Annotated in this window: 16 protein-coding genes and 1 pseudogene; 6 read left to right on the forward strand and 11 right to left on the reverse strand. The window is 60.1% G+C overall.

All coding sequences use genetic code 11. From position 1 onward, the window contains the following. Positions 1-274, forward strand: a pseudogene (locus B3797_RS02595) (hypothetical protein); the annotation flags it as partial. A gap of 5 nt (positions 275-279) precedes the next feature. On the opposite strand, the gene uvrB reads toward B3797_RS02595, so the two are convergent. Continuing rightward, positions 280-2,301 carry an excinuclease ABC subunit UvrB gene (gene uvrB / locus B3797_RS02600; protein ID WP_120451555.1) on the reverse strand — a complete coding sequence of 674 codons (2,022 nt, stop codon included), beginning with the start codon at positions 2,299-2,301 and terminating at the stop codon, positions 280-282. 870 nt (positions 2,302-3,171) lie between these two features. Here uvrB and B3797_RS02605 point away from each other — a divergent pair. After that, a complete protein-coding gene (locus tag B3797_RS02605; RefSeq protein WP_311790300.1) occupies positions 3,172-3,894 on the forward strand; it encodes an ABC transporter ATP-binding protein in 723 nt (240 codons plus the stop codon). Positions 3,895-3,897: 3 nt separating this feature from the next. On the opposite strand, the gene bioD is transcribed toward B3797_RS02605, so the two are convergent. The 4 genes from bioD to bioB are packed head-to-tail and all read right to left on the reverse strand — an operon-like array spanning position 3,898 to position 7,475. Beyond that, positions 3,898-4,566, reverse strand: coding sequence for a dethiobiotin synthase (bioD, locus tag B3797_RS02610; RefSeq protein ID WP_311781950.1), 669 nt, complete (start codon positions 4,564-4,566; stop codon positions 3,898-3,900). Further along, on the reverse strand, positions 4,563-5,321 hold the full coding sequence (bioC, locus tag B3797_RS02615) for a malonyl-ACP O-methyltransferase BioC (protein ID WP_311781951.1): 759 nt from the start codon (positions 5,319-5,321) through the stop codon (positions 4,563-4,565). Before bioC ends, bioD begins: the two co-directional genes overlap by 4 nt. Beyond that, positions 5,305-6,444, reverse strand: coding sequence for an 8-amino-7-oxononanoate synthase (gene bioF / locus B3797_RS02620; protein ID WP_311790301.1), 1,140 nt, complete (start codon positions 6,442-6,444; stop codon positions 5,305-5,307). Before bioF ends, bioC begins: the two co-directional genes overlap by 17 nt. Further along, positions 6,444-7,475 (reverse strand): biotin synthase BioB, encoded by a 1,032-nt coding sequence (gene bioB, locus B3797_RS02625; RefSeq protein WP_311781953.1) that lies wholly within the window; start codon positions 7,473-7,475, stop codon positions 6,444-6,446. The genes bioF and bioB overlap by 1 nt, the downstream gene beginning before the upstream one ends. 86 nt (positions 7,476-7,561) lie before the next feature. Between bioB and bioA the strand changes: the two genes are divergently transcribed. Beyond that, positions 7,562-8,854, forward strand: a complete 1,293-nt coding sequence (gene bioA, locus B3797_RS02630; RefSeq protein WP_311790302.1) for an adenosylmethionine--8-amino-7-oxononanoate transaminase — start codon at positions 7,562-7,564, stop codon at positions 8,852-8,854. Positions 8,855-8,931: 77 nt separating this feature from the next. Beyond that, a complete protein-coding gene (locus tag B3797_RS02635) occupies positions 8,932-9,408 on the forward strand; it encodes a kinase inhibitor (RefSeq protein ID WP_120451541.1) in 477 nt (158 codons plus the stop codon). A gap of 47 nt (positions 9,409-9,455) precedes the next feature. On the opposite strand, the gene B3797_RS02640 is transcribed toward B3797_RS02635, so the two are convergent. Further along, on the reverse strand, positions 9,456-10,388 hold the full coding sequence (locus tag B3797_RS02640) for an Rpn family recombination-promoting nuclease/putative transposase (RefSeq protein ID WP_311790303.1): 933 nt from the start codon (positions 10,386-10,388) through the stop codon (positions 9,456-9,458). Between the two features lie 134 nt (positions 10,389-10,522). Continuing rightward, positions 10,523-11,521 (reverse strand): 6-phosphogluconolactonase, encoded by a 999-nt coding sequence (gene pgl / locus B3797_RS02645; protein ID WP_311790304.1) that lies wholly within the window; start codon positions 11,519-11,521, stop codon positions 10,523-10,525. A gap of 159 nt (positions 11,522-11,680) precedes the next feature. Between pgl and B3797_RS02650 the strand changes: the two genes are divergently transcribed. Then, complete coding sequence (locus B3797_RS02650) at positions 11,681-12,499, forward strand: pyridoxal phosphatase (RefSeq protein ID WP_311790305.1); 819 nt, start codon at positions 11,681-11,683, stop codon at positions 12,497-12,499. On the opposite strand, the gene modC is transcribed toward B3797_RS02650, so the two are convergent. The 4 genes from modC to B3797_RS02670 form a co-directional block, all read right to left on the reverse strand. After that, the gene (modC, locus tag B3797_RS02655; RefSeq protein ID WP_311790306.1) at positions 12,500-13,558 is read right to left on the reverse strand and encodes a molybdenum ABC transporter ATP-binding protein ModC; all 1,059 of its coding nucleotides are present in this window, start codon (positions 13,556-13,558) and stop codon (positions 12,500-12,502) included. Continuing rightward, positions 13,558-14,247 (reverse strand): molybdate ABC transporter permease subunit, encoded by a 690-nt coding sequence (gene modB, locus B3797_RS02660; RefSeq protein WP_311781959.1) that lies wholly within the window; start codon positions 14,245-14,247, stop codon positions 13,558-13,560. Before modB ends, modC begins: the two co-directional genes overlap by 1 nt. Further along, complete coding sequence (gene modA / locus B3797_RS02665) at positions 14,244-15,017, reverse strand: molybdate ABC transporter substrate-binding protein (RefSeq protein ID WP_311790307.1); 774 nt, start codon at positions 15,015-15,017, stop codon at positions 14,244-14,246. The genes modB and modA overlap by 4 nt, the downstream gene beginning before the upstream one ends. Before the next feature lie 134 nt (positions 15,018-15,151). Beyond that, positions 15,152-15,304 (reverse strand): AcrZ family multidrug efflux pump-associated protein, encoded by a 153-nt coding sequence (locus tag B3797_RS02670; RefSeq protein WP_120451527.1) that lies wholly within the window; start codon positions 15,302-15,304, stop codon positions 15,152-15,154. Positions 15,305-15,438: 134 nt separating this feature from the next. Between B3797_RS02670 and modE the strand changes: the two genes are divergently transcribed. Then, a complete protein-coding gene (gene modE / locus B3797_RS02675) occupies positions 15,439-16,221 on the forward strand; it encodes a molybdenum-dependent transcriptional regulator (RefSeq protein ID WP_311790308.1) in 783 nt (260 codons plus the stop codon). The last annotated feature ends 2 nt before the right edge of the window (positions 16,222-16,223 follow it).

Genomic DNA, 16,223 nt, shown 5'->3' on the forward strand with positions numbered 1-16,223 from the left:
GACGCCTGCCACCATGGTATTTATCGGTAACCTTGGGCGCGAGCTCAGCCCGGCCGCCGCCAGCCTGACGGTGGCGGACAAACTGGCGATGATGGAGAAATATATCGGCAAGCGGGTAATTGACGCCGTGGTGGTGAGCCCGGCCGCCGATACCTCCGGCGTCGAGAACCGCCTTATCGTGCGCGAGCCGCTGGAGGCCGCCGATATTCCCTATCGTCACGACCGCCAGCTGCTGCGCGTGGCGCTGGAACACGCCATTCAGCGTTTTAGCTAAAGCCGCTACGAGGCGGCGATAAAGAGTTCGCGCAGCTCATGCAGCTTGTCGCGCACGTTCGCCGCCTCTTCGAACTCCAGGTTTTGCGCGTGCTGCTGCATCTGCGACTCCAGCTCATGGATTTTTTTCTGCAGCGCCTGCGGCGTCAGCGCCAGATAGCTGGCGTCCGCCTCGGCGGCGCTGCGGCTGCTGGCTTTGGCTTTGCCGCGCGTCTTGATAACGTTCTGGCCCAGCTCGAGGATATCGGTGATCTTCTTGTTGAGGCCCTGCGGCACAATCCCTTTTTCCTCGTTGTACTTCTGCTGCTTCTCGCGGCGGCGCTCGGTCTCTTCGATGGCGCGCGCCATCGAGTTGGTGATCCTGTCGGCGTAAAGGATCGCCTTGCCGTTAACGTTACGCGCGGCGCGACCGATGGTCTGGATCAGCGAGCGTTCGGAGCGCAGGAAGCCCTCTTTATCCGCATCAAGGATCGCTACCAGCGACACCTCCGGCATATCCAGACCTTCGCGCAGCAGGTTGATCCCGACCAGCACGTCAAACTCGCCGAGACGCAGATCGCGGATGATCTCCATACGCTCGACGGTATCGATATCTGAGTGCAGATAGCGCACCTTCTCGCCATGCTCTTCGAGATACTCGGTCAGATCCTCCGCCATGCGCTTGGTCAGCGTTGTGACCAGCACGCGCTCGTTGATGGTGACGCGCTTGCGGATCTCCGACAGCAGATCGTCCACCTGAGTCGCCACCGGTCGTACCTCCAGCAGCGGATCGAGCAGCCCGGTAGGACGCACTACCTGATCGATCACCTCGCCGCCCGATTTCTCCAGCTCGTAGTTGCCCGGCGTCGCCGAGACGTAAATGGTCTGCGGCGCCAGCGCCTCGAACTCTTCAAACCTGAGCGGTCGGTTATCCAGCGCCGAAGGCAGGCGAAAGCCATACTCCACCAGCGTCTCTTTACGCGCGCGGTCACCTTTATACATCCCGCCGATTTGTGGAATGGTGACGTGCGATTCGTCGACGATCAGCAGGCCGTCGGCGGGCAAATAGTCGAACAGCGTCGGCGGCGGCTGGCCTGGCCCGCGCCCGGAAAGGTAGCGCGAGTAGTTTTCAATGCCCGAGCAGTATCCCAGCTCGTTCATCATCTCCAGATCGAACTGGGTGCGCTGCGTCAGGCGCTGCTCTTCCAGCAGCTTATTGTTCTCCAGCAGCACCCGGCGACGATCCACCAGCTCATCTTTGATCTCTTCCATCGCCTGCAGGATACGTTCACGCGGCGTCACGTAGTGCGTTTTTGGATAGATGGTGTAGCGCGGTACGGTAGAGACGATCTGCCCGGTGAGCGGATCGAATAGCGACAGCCGCTCGACCTCTTCGTCGAACAGCTCGACGCGCAGCGCAATATCTTCCGACTCCGCCGGAAAGATATCGATCACTTCGCCGCGGACGCGGAAGGTGCCGCGCTGGAACGCCTGATCGTTGCGCGCATACTGTAGCTCCGCCAGGCGACGCAAAATGCTGCGCTGGTCGATGATCATGCCGCGCGTCAGGTGCAGCATCATTTTCAGATAGAGATCGGGATCGCCCAGACCGTAAATGGCGGAGACCGACGCCACGACGATAACGTCACGCCGCTCCAGCAGCGCCTTGGTCGCTGAAAGACGCATCTGCTCGATATGTTCGTTTACCGAGGCGTCTTTTTCGATAAAGGTATCGGAGCTGGGCACATAGGCTTCAGGCTGGTAGTAATCGTAATAGGAGACAAAGAACTCCACCGCGTTATCGGGGAAGAACTCTTTCATCTCACCATAGAGCTGCGCCGCCAGAGTTTTGTTGGGTGCCAGCACCATCGCAGGCCGGTTGAGGTCGGCGATAACGTTGGCGACGGTAAACGTCTTGCCGGATCCGGTTACGCCGAGCAGCGTCTGATGGGCCAGTCCATCCTCCAGTCCCTCTTTGAGACGACGAATCGCCTCGGGCTGGTCGCCGGAGGGCTGGAAAGCGGAATTTAGTTTAAAGACTTTACTCATGACTTGCGGTTCCTGCTGAAGAATGCGGCGGGTAGCGGAGTCATTTTACTCTGCCGTGGCGATTTTGCCAGAAATTAATACTGGATAAATTACCAGTAACGCGGCACAGTGAAGCGCTGGCGCCTCGTCGCGGCTAAAAGGCTGTAACATCGCGACAACATTTTTTCCGTTGCGCAAGGTTATCCCCAGCCAGAGAAGATTTATAACATTTGTCAAGAGAGCCTCGTTAAATTTCAGCTCTGTTACGCAGCGGAAAAATCTCAGGCTTGTTTTTTAATAACTATCTGTTTTTTAAATAAATATGTGAAAAGCCCAGTTTCTCATCATAATGTAACCAGGCCGCGTATTTCCTCGCTTGCGCTCTGTTTTCACTGTCTAATGCACAAGGTTATCCACAGGAATGGTGGATAACTAAAGGCAGCCCTTTTGCCATCGGCTGTGCATAATTTTTTGTTGTTAAGCCGCCCGAGTGAAAAAAATTTTTTTGCGCCTAAATTCCTGTCACAAACGCTGGCGTTAGCTATGCTTTTTCAGCCCACCGCTGCTTTTTTGCCCAGCCGCGCCCGGTATTAAGACCAGCAGAAATTCAACAAGCTCTCTTATTGTGAGCTGTTGCACCATAACGTTAAGTCATCAGCACCGTGAAAGTGCAGTGTTCTGATTACCCCTTGCAATTGTTAAGCAATTTTCATCTTTAATGGTTAAAAGCTGTCTGGCTGCCGCTTCCCCGGACGCCGAAGCGTTCTGGCCCGGTAATTGCAGGATGCAGTAACAAGGGAGCAAAGCGATATTTGCGCCGCCGTTGAAGACTTGTTTGCCAGACGTCAAAGAGCGGAAGCATTCAGGCAAAATCTGTAAGAGGAGAGTCAGATGCTGAGTTTACGTTCGGTGAATCAGTTTTACGGGCAGAACCATATTCTGTGGGATGTTGATCTCGACCTGCCGCCAGGCACCTGCACCGGCGTGTTAGGCCGTCCGGGTATGGGCAAAACCACGCTGGTGAACTGCATTATGGGGCGTCTGCCGATTAACAGCGGCTCAATGACCTGGCAGGAGGATGGCTCGCCGCCGCGCGATCTGCTGCGGCAGCCTGCCGAACAGCGCGCGCGCATGGGTATTGGCTATGTGCCGCAGGGCCGTCATATCTTCTCGCAGATGAGCGTTGAGGATAACCTGCTCATCGCCCTGCTGGCGGGCAGCGCGCCGGGCGATAAACCGCACGTTATCCCTGAAATGGTGTTCGACCTTTTTCCGGCGCTCTATTCGCTGCGACAACAGCGCAGCGGCGAGCTGCCTGTCGACCAGCAGCAGCAGCTGGCGCTGGCGCGCGCGCTGGTGCTGCGTCCCAGACTGCTGATCCTCGACGAGCCGACGGACGGCATGTCGCCCTGGCTGGAAGAGGAGATGGGCAATCTGATCCGCCGTCTGAATCTCGATTACGGTCTGACCATTCTGCTGCTGGAGCAGCGAATTTCGCTGATCCGCCGCGTCGCTGACTACTTTCTGCTGCTCCACCGCGGCCGCAACGTTGCGCAGGGACGCGTGGCGCAGTTGGACGATCTTACCGTCAACAAGTGGCTGACGGTAAGCTGATCGCTACTGCGGCAGCGTCAGGAAGCGGCCGCACTCCGCCTGCGCCGCCGCATCCGGCAGCCAGGGGATTTCGCCGAGAAACGGCGCGGGAATGCGCTGTTTTAGCGTTGTCATATAGGCCTGATGGCGCTTGCCCGGCGGCTCGATATCGTTGGCGATCCAGCCCGCCAGCCGCAGGCCGCGCGCCTGCACCGCATCGGCGGTGAGCATCGCGTGATTGATGCAGCCCAGTTTGACTCCGACCACCAGTATTACCGGCAGCTGTTCCTGCTCAACCCAGTCGGCGTAGGTCTGCGTCTCCGACAGCGGCGTGTACCAGCCGCCAGCGCCCTCAACCAGCACCCATTCCGCCTGCGCTTCCAGCGCGCGCAGTCCTTCAGAGAGCGTATCGAAAGCGATCGGCCTCCCCTCTTCCGCGCTGACGATATGCGGCGAGGTTGGCTCGATAAACGCCAGCGGGTTAACCTGCTCATAGCTCAGCGCAAGGGTGCTGTAGCGCTGCAGCGCTAGCGCGTCGCTGTTGCGCACGCCCTCCGGCGTAACGTCGCAGCCGGAAGCGACCGGCTTATACCCGGCGGTGCGATAGCCCGCCGCGCCTGCCGCCTGCAGCAGCGCGCCGCTGGCGACGGTTTTGCCGACCTCAGTATCGGTGCCGGTAATAAACCATTTCATCGTTGTGTGACTCCAAAAAGCAGTTGATAGGTCAGACGGTAGCCCTGCGCATCGCGCGGCCATAGCGCTTCAAGCTGCGTCAGCCGCTGCCGCGTCAGCGGCGTGCCGTCCCGTCCCTGGTGCAGATGGGTGGCGCCAATACCTTTCAGCGATCGCATCGCGCTCAGCGCGCTGGGAAAATGCATGACCTGCGTCTGCCGTATAAAGCGCAGATTCAGTCCGGCGCCCGCCGCGCGCACCTGCGCCTCGGTTAAAAAGCGGTTGGCGTGCTCGCCAGCGCCCAGCGGCCGCCAGGCGTCGTGCACCTCCTGCAGCGAGCCAGCCAGCAGCGTCGAAAAGAGCATCACGCCCTCGGCGCGCAGCACGCGAGCAAACTGCTGCAAGGCCGTACGCAAATCGCTGCTCCACTGCACCGCCAGGTTGCTCCATACGCAGTCAACGCTCTGGTTCGCCAGCGGCAGGGCGTCAATGTCGCCCGCCAGGTAGCTGCTCGCCGCGTCGAGGCTGCGCGCCTGCTGCAGCATCTGCGGCGAGAGATCGAGCGCCACGACGCGCTGCCCGCGTTGCTGCCAGAGGCGGCTGTACCAGCCGGTGCCGCAGCCCGCGTCCAGCAGATCGCCGCCGGAAGCAACAGGCGGCGCCAGCGCCAGCAGTGCGTCGCCGCAGCGGCGCTGCAGCTCGGCGTGCTGTTCATAATGGCCCGCCGCGCGACCGAACGCGCGCGCCACGGCACCTTTGTTAACCAGCAGCGTCATGCAGCGCCTCCAGCAGCGTGTCGATATCGTCCGCCCGATGCGCGGCGGTCAGGGTAATGCGCAGTCGCGCGGTGCCGGGCGGCACAGTCGGCGGGCGGATAGCGCTGACCCAGCAGCCCGCCTGCGCCAGCCGCTGCGACAGCGCCAGCGCGGCGCCGTTTTCGCCGACGATCAGCGGCTGTATCGCGCTTTCAGACGGCATCAGCGACCAGGGCAAGCCGGCCGCGCCGGTACGGAAGCGCTGAATGTTCTCATTCAGACGCTGACGCAGCGCGTCGCCGCGCTGAATCTGATGCAGTGCCGCCAGCAGCGCGCTCGCCTGCGCGGGCGGCATCGCCGTTGAATAGATAAGGTGACGAGAAAACTGCAGGAAATAGTCGGCGGTGGCGTCGTCGCACAGCAGCGCGGCGCCGCTGACGCCAAAAGCTTTACCAAAGGTCACCACCAGCAGCTCCGGCTTTACGCCCTGCTGCCAGCAGCTGCCGCGCCCCTGCTCGCCCACTACGCCGATGCCGTGGGCGTCATCCACCAGCAGCCAGCCGCTGGCGCGCCGGGCGGCGGCGGCGATATCCGCCAGCGGCGCGCTGTCGCCGTCCATGCTGAAAATTCCCTCGGTGATCACCAGGGTTGCGCCATCACACGGCGACGCCAGCCGCTGCGCCAGGCTTGCTACATCGTTATGGTGAAAGCGACGCAGCGCAGCGGGCGTGTGGCCCGCCGCATCCAGCAGCGACGCATGTGCCAGTTTGTCGGCGATCAGGCGATCCTCTTTCTGCGCCAGCAGGTGCACGATAGCCTGATTGGCGGCGAAGCCGGAGATAAACAGCAGCGCGCGCGAATAGCCCAGCCAGTCGGCAAGCTGCGTCTCCAGCTCGGCGTGCCAGCGGCTGTAGCCCGTAACGTGGCCCGACGCGCCTGCGCCCGGCGTACCCTGACGCCAGCCCTCCATCACGGCCGGATGCTGACTCAGGCCGAGATAGTCGTTGCTGGAGAAGTGACGGTAGGTTTTACCCTCGACCTGCAGCGTGCGGGTGTCGTTGCGCGTGACGAGGCGGCGCTGCCGCCAGCCGTCAGCGGCGCGGCGCGTTTCCAGCGCCTGCGCCATACGGGTGGAGAAACTCATTACACCGCCGCGTTGTAGAACTGTTCGGTGTCGGCGTGGAACAGCTGATCGCTCAGCTGCTGCTGCTGTTCATTATCGCCGTGAGCGGTATGGGTATGTTCCGGGTTAAGGCCCAGCTTGCGGAACAGCAGCAGATCCTTATCCTCTTCCGGGTTCGGCGTGGTGAGCAGCTTGCAGCCGTAGAAAATTGAGTTGGCGCCCGCCATAAAGCACATCGCCTGGGTCTGCTCGCTCATCTGCTCGCGGCCCGCCGAGAGACGCACATGGGAGGTCGGCATCATGATGCGCGCCACGGCGATGGTGCGAATAAAATCGAACGGCTCTACGTCGTCATTGTCCGCCAGCGGCGTGCCTTTGACCTTTACCAGCATATTGATGGGCACGCTCTCCGGCGGCGTTGGCAGGTTCGCCAGCTGCACCAGCAAACCGGCGCGATCGTTCACGGTTTCACCCAGCCCGACGATGCCACCAGAGCAGACTTTGATCCCCGCGTCACGCACTTTGCCGAGCGTATCCAGACGCTCCTGATAGCTGCGCGTGGTAATGATGCTGCCGTAAAATTCCGGCGAGGTGTCGAGGTTGTGGTTATAAAAATCCAGCCCCGCCCCTGCCAGGCGCTGCGCCTGATTGTCGCTTAGCGTGCCGAGCGTCATGCAGGTTTCCATTCCCAGCGCCTTCACGCCCTGCACCATCTGCTCCAGGTAAGGCATGTCGCGATCGCTGGGGTTTTTCCACGCCGCGCCCATGCAGAAGCGGCTCGATCCCGCCGCTTTCGCTTTACGCGCCGAAGCTAGCACCTCTTCCACTTCCATCAGCCGCTCTGATTCCAGACCAGTTTTATAACGGGCGCTTTGCGGGCAGTATTTGCAGTCTTCCGGACAGGCGCCGGTTTTGATCGACAGCAGGGTGCTGACCTGAACCTGACGCGGGTCGAAATGCTGGCGGTGAACCTGCTGCGCCTCGAACATCAGCTCAAGAAAAGGTTTGTCAAACAGCGCCTGCGCCTGCGCCAGAGTCCAGTGTTGTGCCATTGCTTACTCCAAAAAAGGGTGTCATCCCGACAGTTAACGTGGTTATACTTGTAAACTAAATCTTTTTATTTTGGTTTACAACTACCATGTTCACCTCTCAGGACGCCGAATTCGACCGCCAGCATATCTGGCACCCCTATACATCGATGCGCGATCCGCTGCCCTGCTACCCGGTGGTCGCGGCGCAGGGTATGCATCTGCAACTGGCCAACGGCCGCCAGCTGGTGGACGGCATGTCCTCCTGGTGGGCGGCGATCCATGGCTATAACCATCCCCGTCTGAACCAGGCGATGCAGGAGCAAATGGCGCAGATGTCGCATGTGATGTTCGGCGGCATTACGCATCCAGCGGCAGTCGCGCTCTGCCGTCAGCTGGTTGCGCTGACGCCCGCCGCGCTGGAGTGCGTGTTTCTTGCCGATTCCGGTTCAGTCGCGGTTGAAGTGGCGATGAAAATGGCGATGCAGTACTGGCTGGGGCGCGGCGAAACGCGGCAGCAGTTCCTGACGCTACAACGCGGCTACCACGGCGACACCTTTGCGGCGATGTCGGTTTGCGATCCAGATAACTCGATGCACAGCCTGTGGCGCGGCTACCTGCCGGAGCACCATTTTGCCGCCGCGCCGCAGTGCGGCTTTGACGATCCCTGGGACGAGCGCGACGCGGATGACTTTGTGCGCCTGATTGAGCAGCACCATTCCCGACTGGCGGCGGTGATCCTCGAACCCATTGTGCAGGGCGCGGGCGGCATGCGTTTCTACCATCCACGCTATCTGCAACGGGTACGCGAGTGCTGCGATCGCTATAACGTGCTGTTGATTGCCGATGAGATCGCGACCGGTTTCGGCCGTACCGGCAAACTTTTCGCCTGTGAACATGCAGAGGTGACGCCCGATATCCTCTGCGTCGGCAAGGCGCTGACCGGCGGGATGATGACGCTGGCGGCGACGCTCGCTACGCGCCATGTTGCTGATACCATCAGCAACAGTCCGGCGGGCTGCTTTATGCACGGGCCGACCTTTATGGGCAATCCGCTGGCGTGCGCCGTGGCGGTAGAAAGCCTGTCGCTGCTTAACGAAGGCCACTGGCCGCAACAGGTAGCGCGTATTGAACAGCAGCTGCGCGACGAGCTGCTGCCGCTGCGCGCTGCGCCGCAGGTGGCGGACGTGCGCGTGCTGGGGGCGATCGGCGTTGTCGAGACGCATCGTCCTGTCAATATGGCCCGACTGCAGCGCTTTTTCGTCGAGCGCGGCGTCTGGATACGTCCGTTTGGCCGCCTGATCTACCTGATGCCGCCCTATATCATTACGCCAGAGGCGCTAGGCGCCCTGACGCAGGCGGTTGCCGAGGCGCTGACGCAGGAGGCGCACTTTAGCGGCTAACCACTGGAACCGCCTGCTTTTTTGGATAAGATGGAGAACGTTCGCAGTGAACAGGTCCTGACAATCGAGGAGAGAAGATGCGCGTTTTCAGCAATGATTTTAAAGACGGCGACAAGATGCCGGAGCGCCAGGTATTTAACGGTATGGGCTACCAGGGGGATAATATCTCCCCGCATCTGGCGTGGGACGAGGTGCCGGAAGGTACAAAAAGCTTCGTCGTCACCTGTTACGATCCCGATGCGCCGACCGGTTCCGGCTGGTGGCACTGGGTGGTGGTGAATATTCCCGCCAGCACCCGTCTGCTGGAGCAAGGCGCTGGCTCAGGCCAGTCGATGCTGCCGCCGGGCGCATTGCAGACGCGTACCGATTTCGGCAAAGCGGGCTACGGCGGCGCGGCACCGCCGCAGGGCGAAAGCCATCGCTATATTTTTACGGTGCATGCGCTGGACGTAGAGAAAATCGAGGTGGATGCTGAGGCGAGCGGCGCGATGGTCGGCTTTAACGTACATTTTCATGCGCTGGCGAGCGCTTCCATAACGGTGAAGTACTCGTAACGGGAAGGTAGATGCGGCCCGCGACAGCGGCGCCGCTTTCGAAAAGGTTAGTGACGGATCTGCGCCAGCTCCGCCTCGCTCAGGCCAGTCGCCTGCTGCACAGCGTCGCTCGACATGCCCATCTCCAGCAGACGGCGGGCAACTTCAAGTTTGCCTTCGTTACGGCCTTCCTGACGGCCTAGCTGAATGCCTTTTTCAATTCCCTTTTCGATGCCTTTCTGTTCAAGCTGTTCTGCAATGGTCATCAATAGCTCCCCCTGCTGCGGCATCCGTTGTGCCAGTTTGCGAACAAAGGCTTCGGCGTCTGAGCTTTCGCCAGCCTGAATAATATAGTGTACCAGCGATATTATCTGCGATGAAGAGAGATAACCGGCCAGTAGAATAGAGGCCAGCTTGTCCAGCATCTCGCTCAGATCGCGCTGATGAATATGCTTTTGCAGCAGCGTCAGCGCGGCCATGGTGCGATGACCAGCAATCTCTTCGTCGGGAATAACGGTTACGTCCACCAGCGGAAAAGACGTGCCGTAAAGCCGGAATGCCAGCCCCGGATCGCTGAATTCATCAAGCCAGCAGGTAGACCAGGGATAGGGGCTGCGTTTACCGGCATAGAACAGTACCGGTATCACCAGCGGCAGTTTTTTATGGCCTGCATCCAGGTGGCGCTGCATGGCGGCGACCGCATAGCGTAACAGCCTGAACGCCATATGCTTGTCTGGCGTAGACTGGTGCTCAATCAGAACATGAACATAGCCGTCATCGCCGGTAGTGGTTTTCAGGCTATAGAGCACATCGCTGAAGTACTGACGCAGATCGTCTTCGACAAAAGAGCCGGACTCCAGCTTCAGAGTGGAGAGATCGCAGACGGCGCGCAATTCGGGCGGAAGGTGGATAAGCATAAAATCGCGGGCGATTTCCGGCTGGCCGAGAAACTGCCGGAACGCGGCGTCATGCGGAGTAGGCGTACGGTTGCTCTTCTTCATCTTTCCTGATTCCGAAAAAAACAATCCGCGTATCCTGTCACAGCCAGAAAAGCGCAATATTGATCTTGCAGCGGCATGGAGCAATTTAGAAAAAGCGTGCGGAGCCGCTACCCCGCACGCCTGAGCTGGCAAGCTTAATCCAGCTGATGAATCACCACCCACATCGGGCCCTGCCCCACCGCGTAACGCGCCAGCGGCGTCAGCAAACCTTGCGGCTCGCTGATACGGTAAACTTCGATATGGTGTGACTTCTGTCCTGACGCCACCAGATAACGGCCGCTGTTATCGATATTAAAGCCGCGCGGCTGCGTTTCCGTTGGCTGATAGCCTTCGATTGAGAGCAGGCCGCCATCTTCGCTGACGCTGAATATCGTAATAGTGCTGCTGGTGCGATCGCAGGCGTAGAGGAAGCGACCGTCAGGCGTCAGATGAATATCCGCTGCCCAGCGGGTCTCGTTAAAGCCCGGCGGCATCATATCCAGCGACTGCACGCGCTCGACTTCACCGCGCGCATTACTCAGCGACCAGACGTCAACGGTACTGTCCAGCTCGTTTACGCAGTAGGCGTAGCTGCCGTTGGGATGAAACGCCATATGGCGCGGACCTGCGCCCTCTACCGTGGTCACCTGCGCCTGCGCGCTTGGCGCCAGCTTGCCGTCGGCGCTCAGGGAGTAGAGGCAAATGCGATCCTGCTTCAGCGCCGGGACGAACAGCGTCTGGTTGGCGTTATCGATATTGGCGGAGTGACAGCCGTCCAGCTCGCGGATCACCTGAGACGGCGCCTGCGGCAAGCCATCTTCGCCAATTGGACTGATGCTGACGCAGGCGTCGTTATAGGAGCCGCAAAACAGATAGTTGCCTGTACGATCGGTGGAAATATGGGTCGGGCTGCCCGGCAGCGGCGCTTCGCCCGCCTCGCTCAGGGTGCCGTCGGCGGCAATACGAAACGCCACGACGCGGAAGTTCGGACGCACGCCAACGTACAGGAAATCTTTCTTCGGGCTGACCACCATCGGCTGAACCTGGCCGGAGACATCCGTCACCTGCAACAGCGAAAGTGCGCCATCTTCATCTAACCGCCACGCGTGGATCTGCTGGCTCTCGGGACTGGCGGTATAAACGACTTGTTTCATGCATTCTCCTTGTTCGCAGCCTGTCAGTATTGTGTCTGTGGCTCACTGTAGTCTCTTTTTCTACGGTGCGCCGGGATCATTTGTGCCCTGCTTTTTGTCTCAGGGCCGCGCCCCGGTGTAGACTCGATGCCTCTTTCATCCCTTCTGACGGAATAAGCCATGAGCTATCGCGTAATTGCCCTCGACCTCGACGGCACCCTGCTGACGCCCGCTAAAACCATTCTGCCCCAGTCGATCGAGGCGCTGAAGCGCGCGCGTCAGGCTGGCGTCAAGGTGGCTATTGTCACCGGTCGTCACCACTGCGCTATCCACCCTTTTTATCAGGCGCTGGAACTCGATACACCCGCAATTTGCTGTAACGGCACCTATTTGTATGATTATCAGGCAAAAAAGGTGCTGGCTGCCGATCCGCTGGATAAGGAGCAGGCGCTGCGCGTGATTGAGATGCTGGATGAGAATGGCATTCATGGCTTGCTCTACGTCGACGATGCGATGCTCTACCAGACGCCAACGGGGCATGTAACGCGCACGCTGAAGTGGGCGGAATCGCTGCCGCCGCATCAGCGACCGCTGTTTGTTCAGGTACCTGATCTGGCGACGGCGGCGCGCGACGCGCAGTCAATCTGGAAGTTCGCCCTTTCCCATGAAAACACCGCTGAACTGCAGCGGTTCGCGAATCAGGTGGAGGCGGAGCTGGGGCTGGCATGCGAATGGTCGTGGCACGATCAGGTTGATATCGCGCAGCGCGGCAATAGCAAAGGCCGGCGGCTGGCGGAGTGGGTCGCCTCGCTGGGTCTCAGCATGCAGGACGTTATCGCCTTCGGCGACAACTATAACGATCTCAGCATGCTGGAAGCGGTCGGACTGGGCGTGGCGATGGGCAACGCCGACGAGGCGATTAAGGCGCGTGCAAAACAGGTGATCGGCACCAACCTTGAACCAGGCATCGCTGAGGTTATCCAGCAGCAGCTGCTGTAATCAGGCGGTGACCGAAACGCTTTTAATCTGGGCATAGAGCCACTGATCTGGCCGAATGCCCAGCTCATCCCGCGCCCAGGGTGAAATGCGCGCCCAGAGTTCGCTGACGCCGATACGCAAGCGAACCTCAATCTGATCGCCCACCTCAAGCAGCTCTACCACCTGCGCCGGCAATATATTGCGAATCGAGCTGTGCTGCGGCGGCTGCAGCGCCAGCGAGACGTCCGCCGAGGCGATACGAATACGCAGCGGCGTTTTTACCGGATGGTTGACCCGGCTCACCCAGATATGCTGGTCGCCGAGCGACAGCGCGCTCATCGGATAGTCGGGATGGTGTTCCAGCACCTGCACGCGCAGCACGCTGGTCAGCTCATTCACCGGCAGCCAGGGCCGCATCGCGCTGCTGCTCCAGACCTTTTCCAGCGGGCCGAAAGCCTTCACGCCGCCGCGATCGAGCACCAGCACGTTCTCTGCCAGCTGTAAAATCTCATCAAGGCTGTGCGTAACATAGAGCACCGGGATTTCGACCTGCTTCGCCAGCTTCTGCAGATAGGGCATCAGCTCGCGCTTGCGCGGCAGATCGAGCGAGGCGAGCGGCTCGTCCATCAGCAAAATATCGGGGGCGCTCAGCAGCGCGCGGCCAATAGCGACGCGCTGTTTTTCACCGCCCGAAAGCGACAGCGGAAAGCGATCCAGCAGCTTTTCCAGCCCCAGCAGCGTGACCAGCGCGTCGAACTGCCCTTTCATCGCGGACGACATGCCGTAATGTAAATTACCGCGCACGCGATAGTGCGGAAACAGTCGTGCATCCTGAAAGACATAGCCGACGCGGCGTTTTTCCGGCGGCAGCATCACGCCTTTCTCGACGTCGAGCAGCACACGGTCATTTAGCGCGATAGTGCCGCGCTGCGGCTGCGTCAGGCCGCTGATGGCGTTGATCAGCGACGTCTTCCCCGCGCCGGAGACGCCGAATACCGCGGTAATGCCCTTCGCCGGGATCTGCGCGTCGATATCGAGCTGGTGATCCCCCAGCCGTTGTGAAAAATTCAGCGTCAGCATCAGGCACCCATCCTTTTGCGGCCCCAGCGCGCCAGCCACTCCGAAATCAACAGAGAGAGCAGCGCCAGCGCGATAGCAATGACGCAGAGACGCGCCGCCGCGCCCTCAGCGCCAGGGGTTTCGATCAGGGTAAACATCGCCAGCGGCAGCGTACGCGTCTCCTGCGGGATATTGGAGACAAAGGTAATGGTCGCGCCGAACTCGCCCAGCGAACGGGCAAAAGCCAGCACGGTGCCGACGATAATGCCGGGCAACGTCAGCGGCAGCGTGATAGTGAAAAAGACGCGCCAGCGTCCGGCGCCGAGCGTGCGCGCCGCCTGCTCCAGCCGCATATCTACCGCTTCCAGCGCCAGCCGGATAGCGCGCACCATCAGCGGAAAGGCGATCACCGCAGAGGCGAGCGCCGCGCCGCGCCAGCTAAAGGCGAAGCTAAAGCCGAACCAGTCATACAGATACTGGCCGATCACGCCGCGACGCCCCAGGCCGATCAGCAGCAGATAGCCGACCACCACCGGCGGCAGCACCAGCGGCAGATGAATAATGCTGTCGAGCACAGATTTGCCTGGAAACCGGCATCGCACCAGAATCCAGGCCACAAGGATGCCAAACGGCAGGCTAAACAGCACCGCAATGCTGGAGACTTTCAGGCTGAGCATTACCGCCTGCCATTCGGGATCGCTGAGTATCATGCTTTCGGGGAGAATCCATACTGTTTAAACACCGCGGCCGCTTCCGGGCCTTTCAGATAATCATAAAACGCCTTAACGGCGGCGTTATTATGCGCTTTTACTATCGCCATAGGATATTCAACCGGCTTATGGCTGGAGGCCGGGAAAGTACCGACCACCTGCACTTTATCGCTGGCGACCGCGTCCGAACCGTAGACGATGCCGTAAGGCGTCTCATTGCGCTCCACCAGTGCCAACGCAGCGCGGACGTTATTGGCGCGCGCCAGCGACGGCGATACCGTCTGCCAGGCACCCAGCTTTTGCAGCGCTTCCTGTGCATAGATGCCGGCCGGAACATGGTCAGGATCGCCTACCGCCAGACGTTCGCCTTTCAGCAGGCTTTTCCAGTCGGTTTGTTCGTTCAGCGTAACGGGCTTCGCGCTGTCGCTGCGCGGCGCGACCAGCACCAGCTCGTTGCCGAGCAGGGTCACGCGCGTGGCGTCATCCATGCTCTTTTTCGCTACGGCGTCATCCATCCACTGCTGATCGGCTGAAATAAAGAGATCGGCGGGCGCGCCCTGTTCAATCTGGCGCGCCAGCGTGGAGGAGGAGGCAAAAGAGGATACCACTTCCACATCGGTTTTCTTTTTATACTGCGTCGCAATTTCCTGCAGCGCGTTGGTCAGCGACGCGGCGGCGAAGACGGTCACTTTTTCAGCGGCAACAGCCTGCCCGGCCAGCGTGATGCTCAGCGCAGCGGCAAGACCCCAGCGGTACGAACGAATTGTCATGCGTTTTCTCCTGTTATGCGTTGTGTAAGCGATGATACAACGCAGATATGGGGAGCGTTACAAAATTATCGGCAGGAAAAGGAGAAGGTTGAGCGGGCGCAATAAAAACGCCCGCAAGAGCGGGCGTCGGGAAATCAATGGGTGGAGCGTGAAGAGTGCTCGCGGCGGCCAAATTTCGAGATGACGTTAAACACCTCGCCCAGACCATAAATCAGGCCCAGCATAATCGCCATTACCACCGGCACCATAATCACCGCCACAGCAAGGCTTTTAATCAGTTCCAGCATGGAAGTCTCACTCAGCAAAGCAAAAAAGTGATTGTAACGTCTGAGGAAAAAAACGCACTGCCCTTTTCGTGCTTTTACTTTTTACGCCCGACACCGCTATGATCGTTGCATTCATATCTTCTGGAGACGCCCCTATGCAGGCTGAACTTTCCCTTACCATCCGGCTGCAGCAGAAGCTGTTTGCCGATCCGCGCCGGATGACATTACTGAAACGCATCCGCGAAACCGGCTCTATCAGCCAGGGCGCGAAGCTGGCGGGCATTAGCTATAAAAGCGCCTGGGATGCGATCAACGAGATGAACCAGCTGGCTGACGAAACCCTGGTGGATCGCGCCACCGGCGGCAAAGGCGGCGGCGGCGCGCAGCTGACGCGCTACGGCGAGCGTCTTATTCAGCTGTTTCAGCTGCTGGAGCAGATTCAGCAAAAGGCGTTCGACGCTCTGCAAAACGACTCGGTACCGCTCGACAGCCTGCTGGCGACCATCGCACGCTTTTCGTTGCAGACCAGCGCCCGCAACCAGCTGTTCGGCACCGTGGTGGCCCATGACGAACAGCATGTGGTGCAGCACCTTCAGGTGCGGCTGGCGGACGGCGCAACCCAGCTTAACGTCGCGCTGACCCAGCGCAGCGTCGAGCGCTTGCAGCTCGAAGCGGGCAAAGAGGTGCTGGTGCTGATTAAAGCGCCGTGGATTCAGGTCAGCCGTGAGGCGTCGCAGGCGGATAATCAGCTCAGCGCGCAGGTGAGTCAGATTGAGCCAGGCGAGCAGATGAGCGAAGTGCTGATGACGCTGCCGAGCGGCGAAACCCTCTGCGCGACGCTGCCTAATCACCAGGTGCAGCAGCAGAACCTGCAGCCCGGCGAGAGCGTGACGGCGAGTTTTAATGCCGAACACGCGATTATCGCTACGCTGCTCTGATC

Source organism: Pantoea sp. UBA5923 (genome assembly GCF_002431095.1).
In the GTDB taxonomy this organism is placed as follows: Bacteria; Pseudomonadota; Gammaproteobacteria; order Enterobacterales; family Enterobacteriaceae; genus Pantoea; species Pantoea piersonii.

Bases quoted from the DNA above. Each gene is read 5' to 3' on its own strand.
- bioB (WP_311781953.1), bottom strand. From the start codon at position 7,475: ATGGCACAACACTGGACTCTGGCGCAGGCGCAGGCGCTGTTTGACAAA.
- bioA (WP_311790302.1), top strand. From the start codon at position 7,562: ATGTTCACCTCTCAGGACGCCGAATTCGACCGCCAGCATATCTGGCAC.
- B3797_RS02640 (WP_311790303.1), bottom strand. From the start codon at position 10,388: ATGAAGAAGAGCAACCGTACGCCTACTCCGCATGACGCCGCGTTCCGG.
- modE (WP_311790308.1), top strand. From the start codon at position 15,439: ATGCAGGCTGAACTTTCCCTTACCATCCGGCTGCAGCAGAAGCTGTTT.
- bioF (WP_311790301.1), bottom strand. From the start codon at position 6,444: ATGAGTTTCTCCACCCGTATGGCGCAGGCGCTGGAAACGCGCCGCGCC.
- B3797_RS02635 (WP_120451541.1), top strand. From the start codon at position 8,932: ATGCGCGTTTTCAGCAATGATTTTAAAGACGGCGACAAGATGCCGGAG.
- modC (WP_311790306.1), bottom strand. From the start codon at position 13,558: ATGCTGACGCTGAATTTTTCACAACGGCTGGGGGATCACCAGCTCGAT.
- modB (WP_311781959.1), bottom strand. From the start codon at position 14,247: ATGATACTCAGCGATCCCGAATGGCAGGCGGTAATGCTCAGCCTGAAA.
- B3797_RS02650 (WP_311790305.1), top strand. From the start codon at position 11,681: ATGAGCTATCGCGTAATTGCCCTCGACCTCGACGGCACCCTGCTGACG.
- bioC (WP_311781951.1), bottom strand. From the start codon at position 5,321: ATGACGCTGCTGGTTAACAAAGGTGCCGTGGCGCGCGCGTTCGGTCGC.
- bioD (WP_311781950.1), bottom strand. From the start codon at position 4,566: ATGAAATGGTTTATTACCGGCACCGATACTGAGGTCGGCAAAACCGTC.
- uvrB (WP_120451555.1), bottom strand. From the start codon at position 2,301: ATGAGTAAAGTCTTTAAACTAAATTCCGCTTTCCAGCCCTCCGGCGAC.
- modA (WP_311790307.1), bottom strand. From the start codon at position 15,017: ATGACAATTCGTTCGTACCGCTGGGGTCTTGCCGCTGCGCTGAGCATC.
- B3797_RS02670 (WP_120451527.1), bottom strand. From the start codon at position 15,304: ATGCTGGAACTGATTAAAAGCCTTGCTGTGGCGGTGATTATGGTGCCG.
- pgl (WP_311790304.1), bottom strand. From the start codon at position 11,521: ATGAAACAAGTCGTTTATACCGCCAGTCCCGAGAGCCAGCAGATCCAC.
- B3797_RS02605 (WP_311790300.1), top strand. From the start codon at position 3,172: ATGCTGAGTTTACGTTCGGTGAATCAGTTTTACGGGCAGAACCATATT.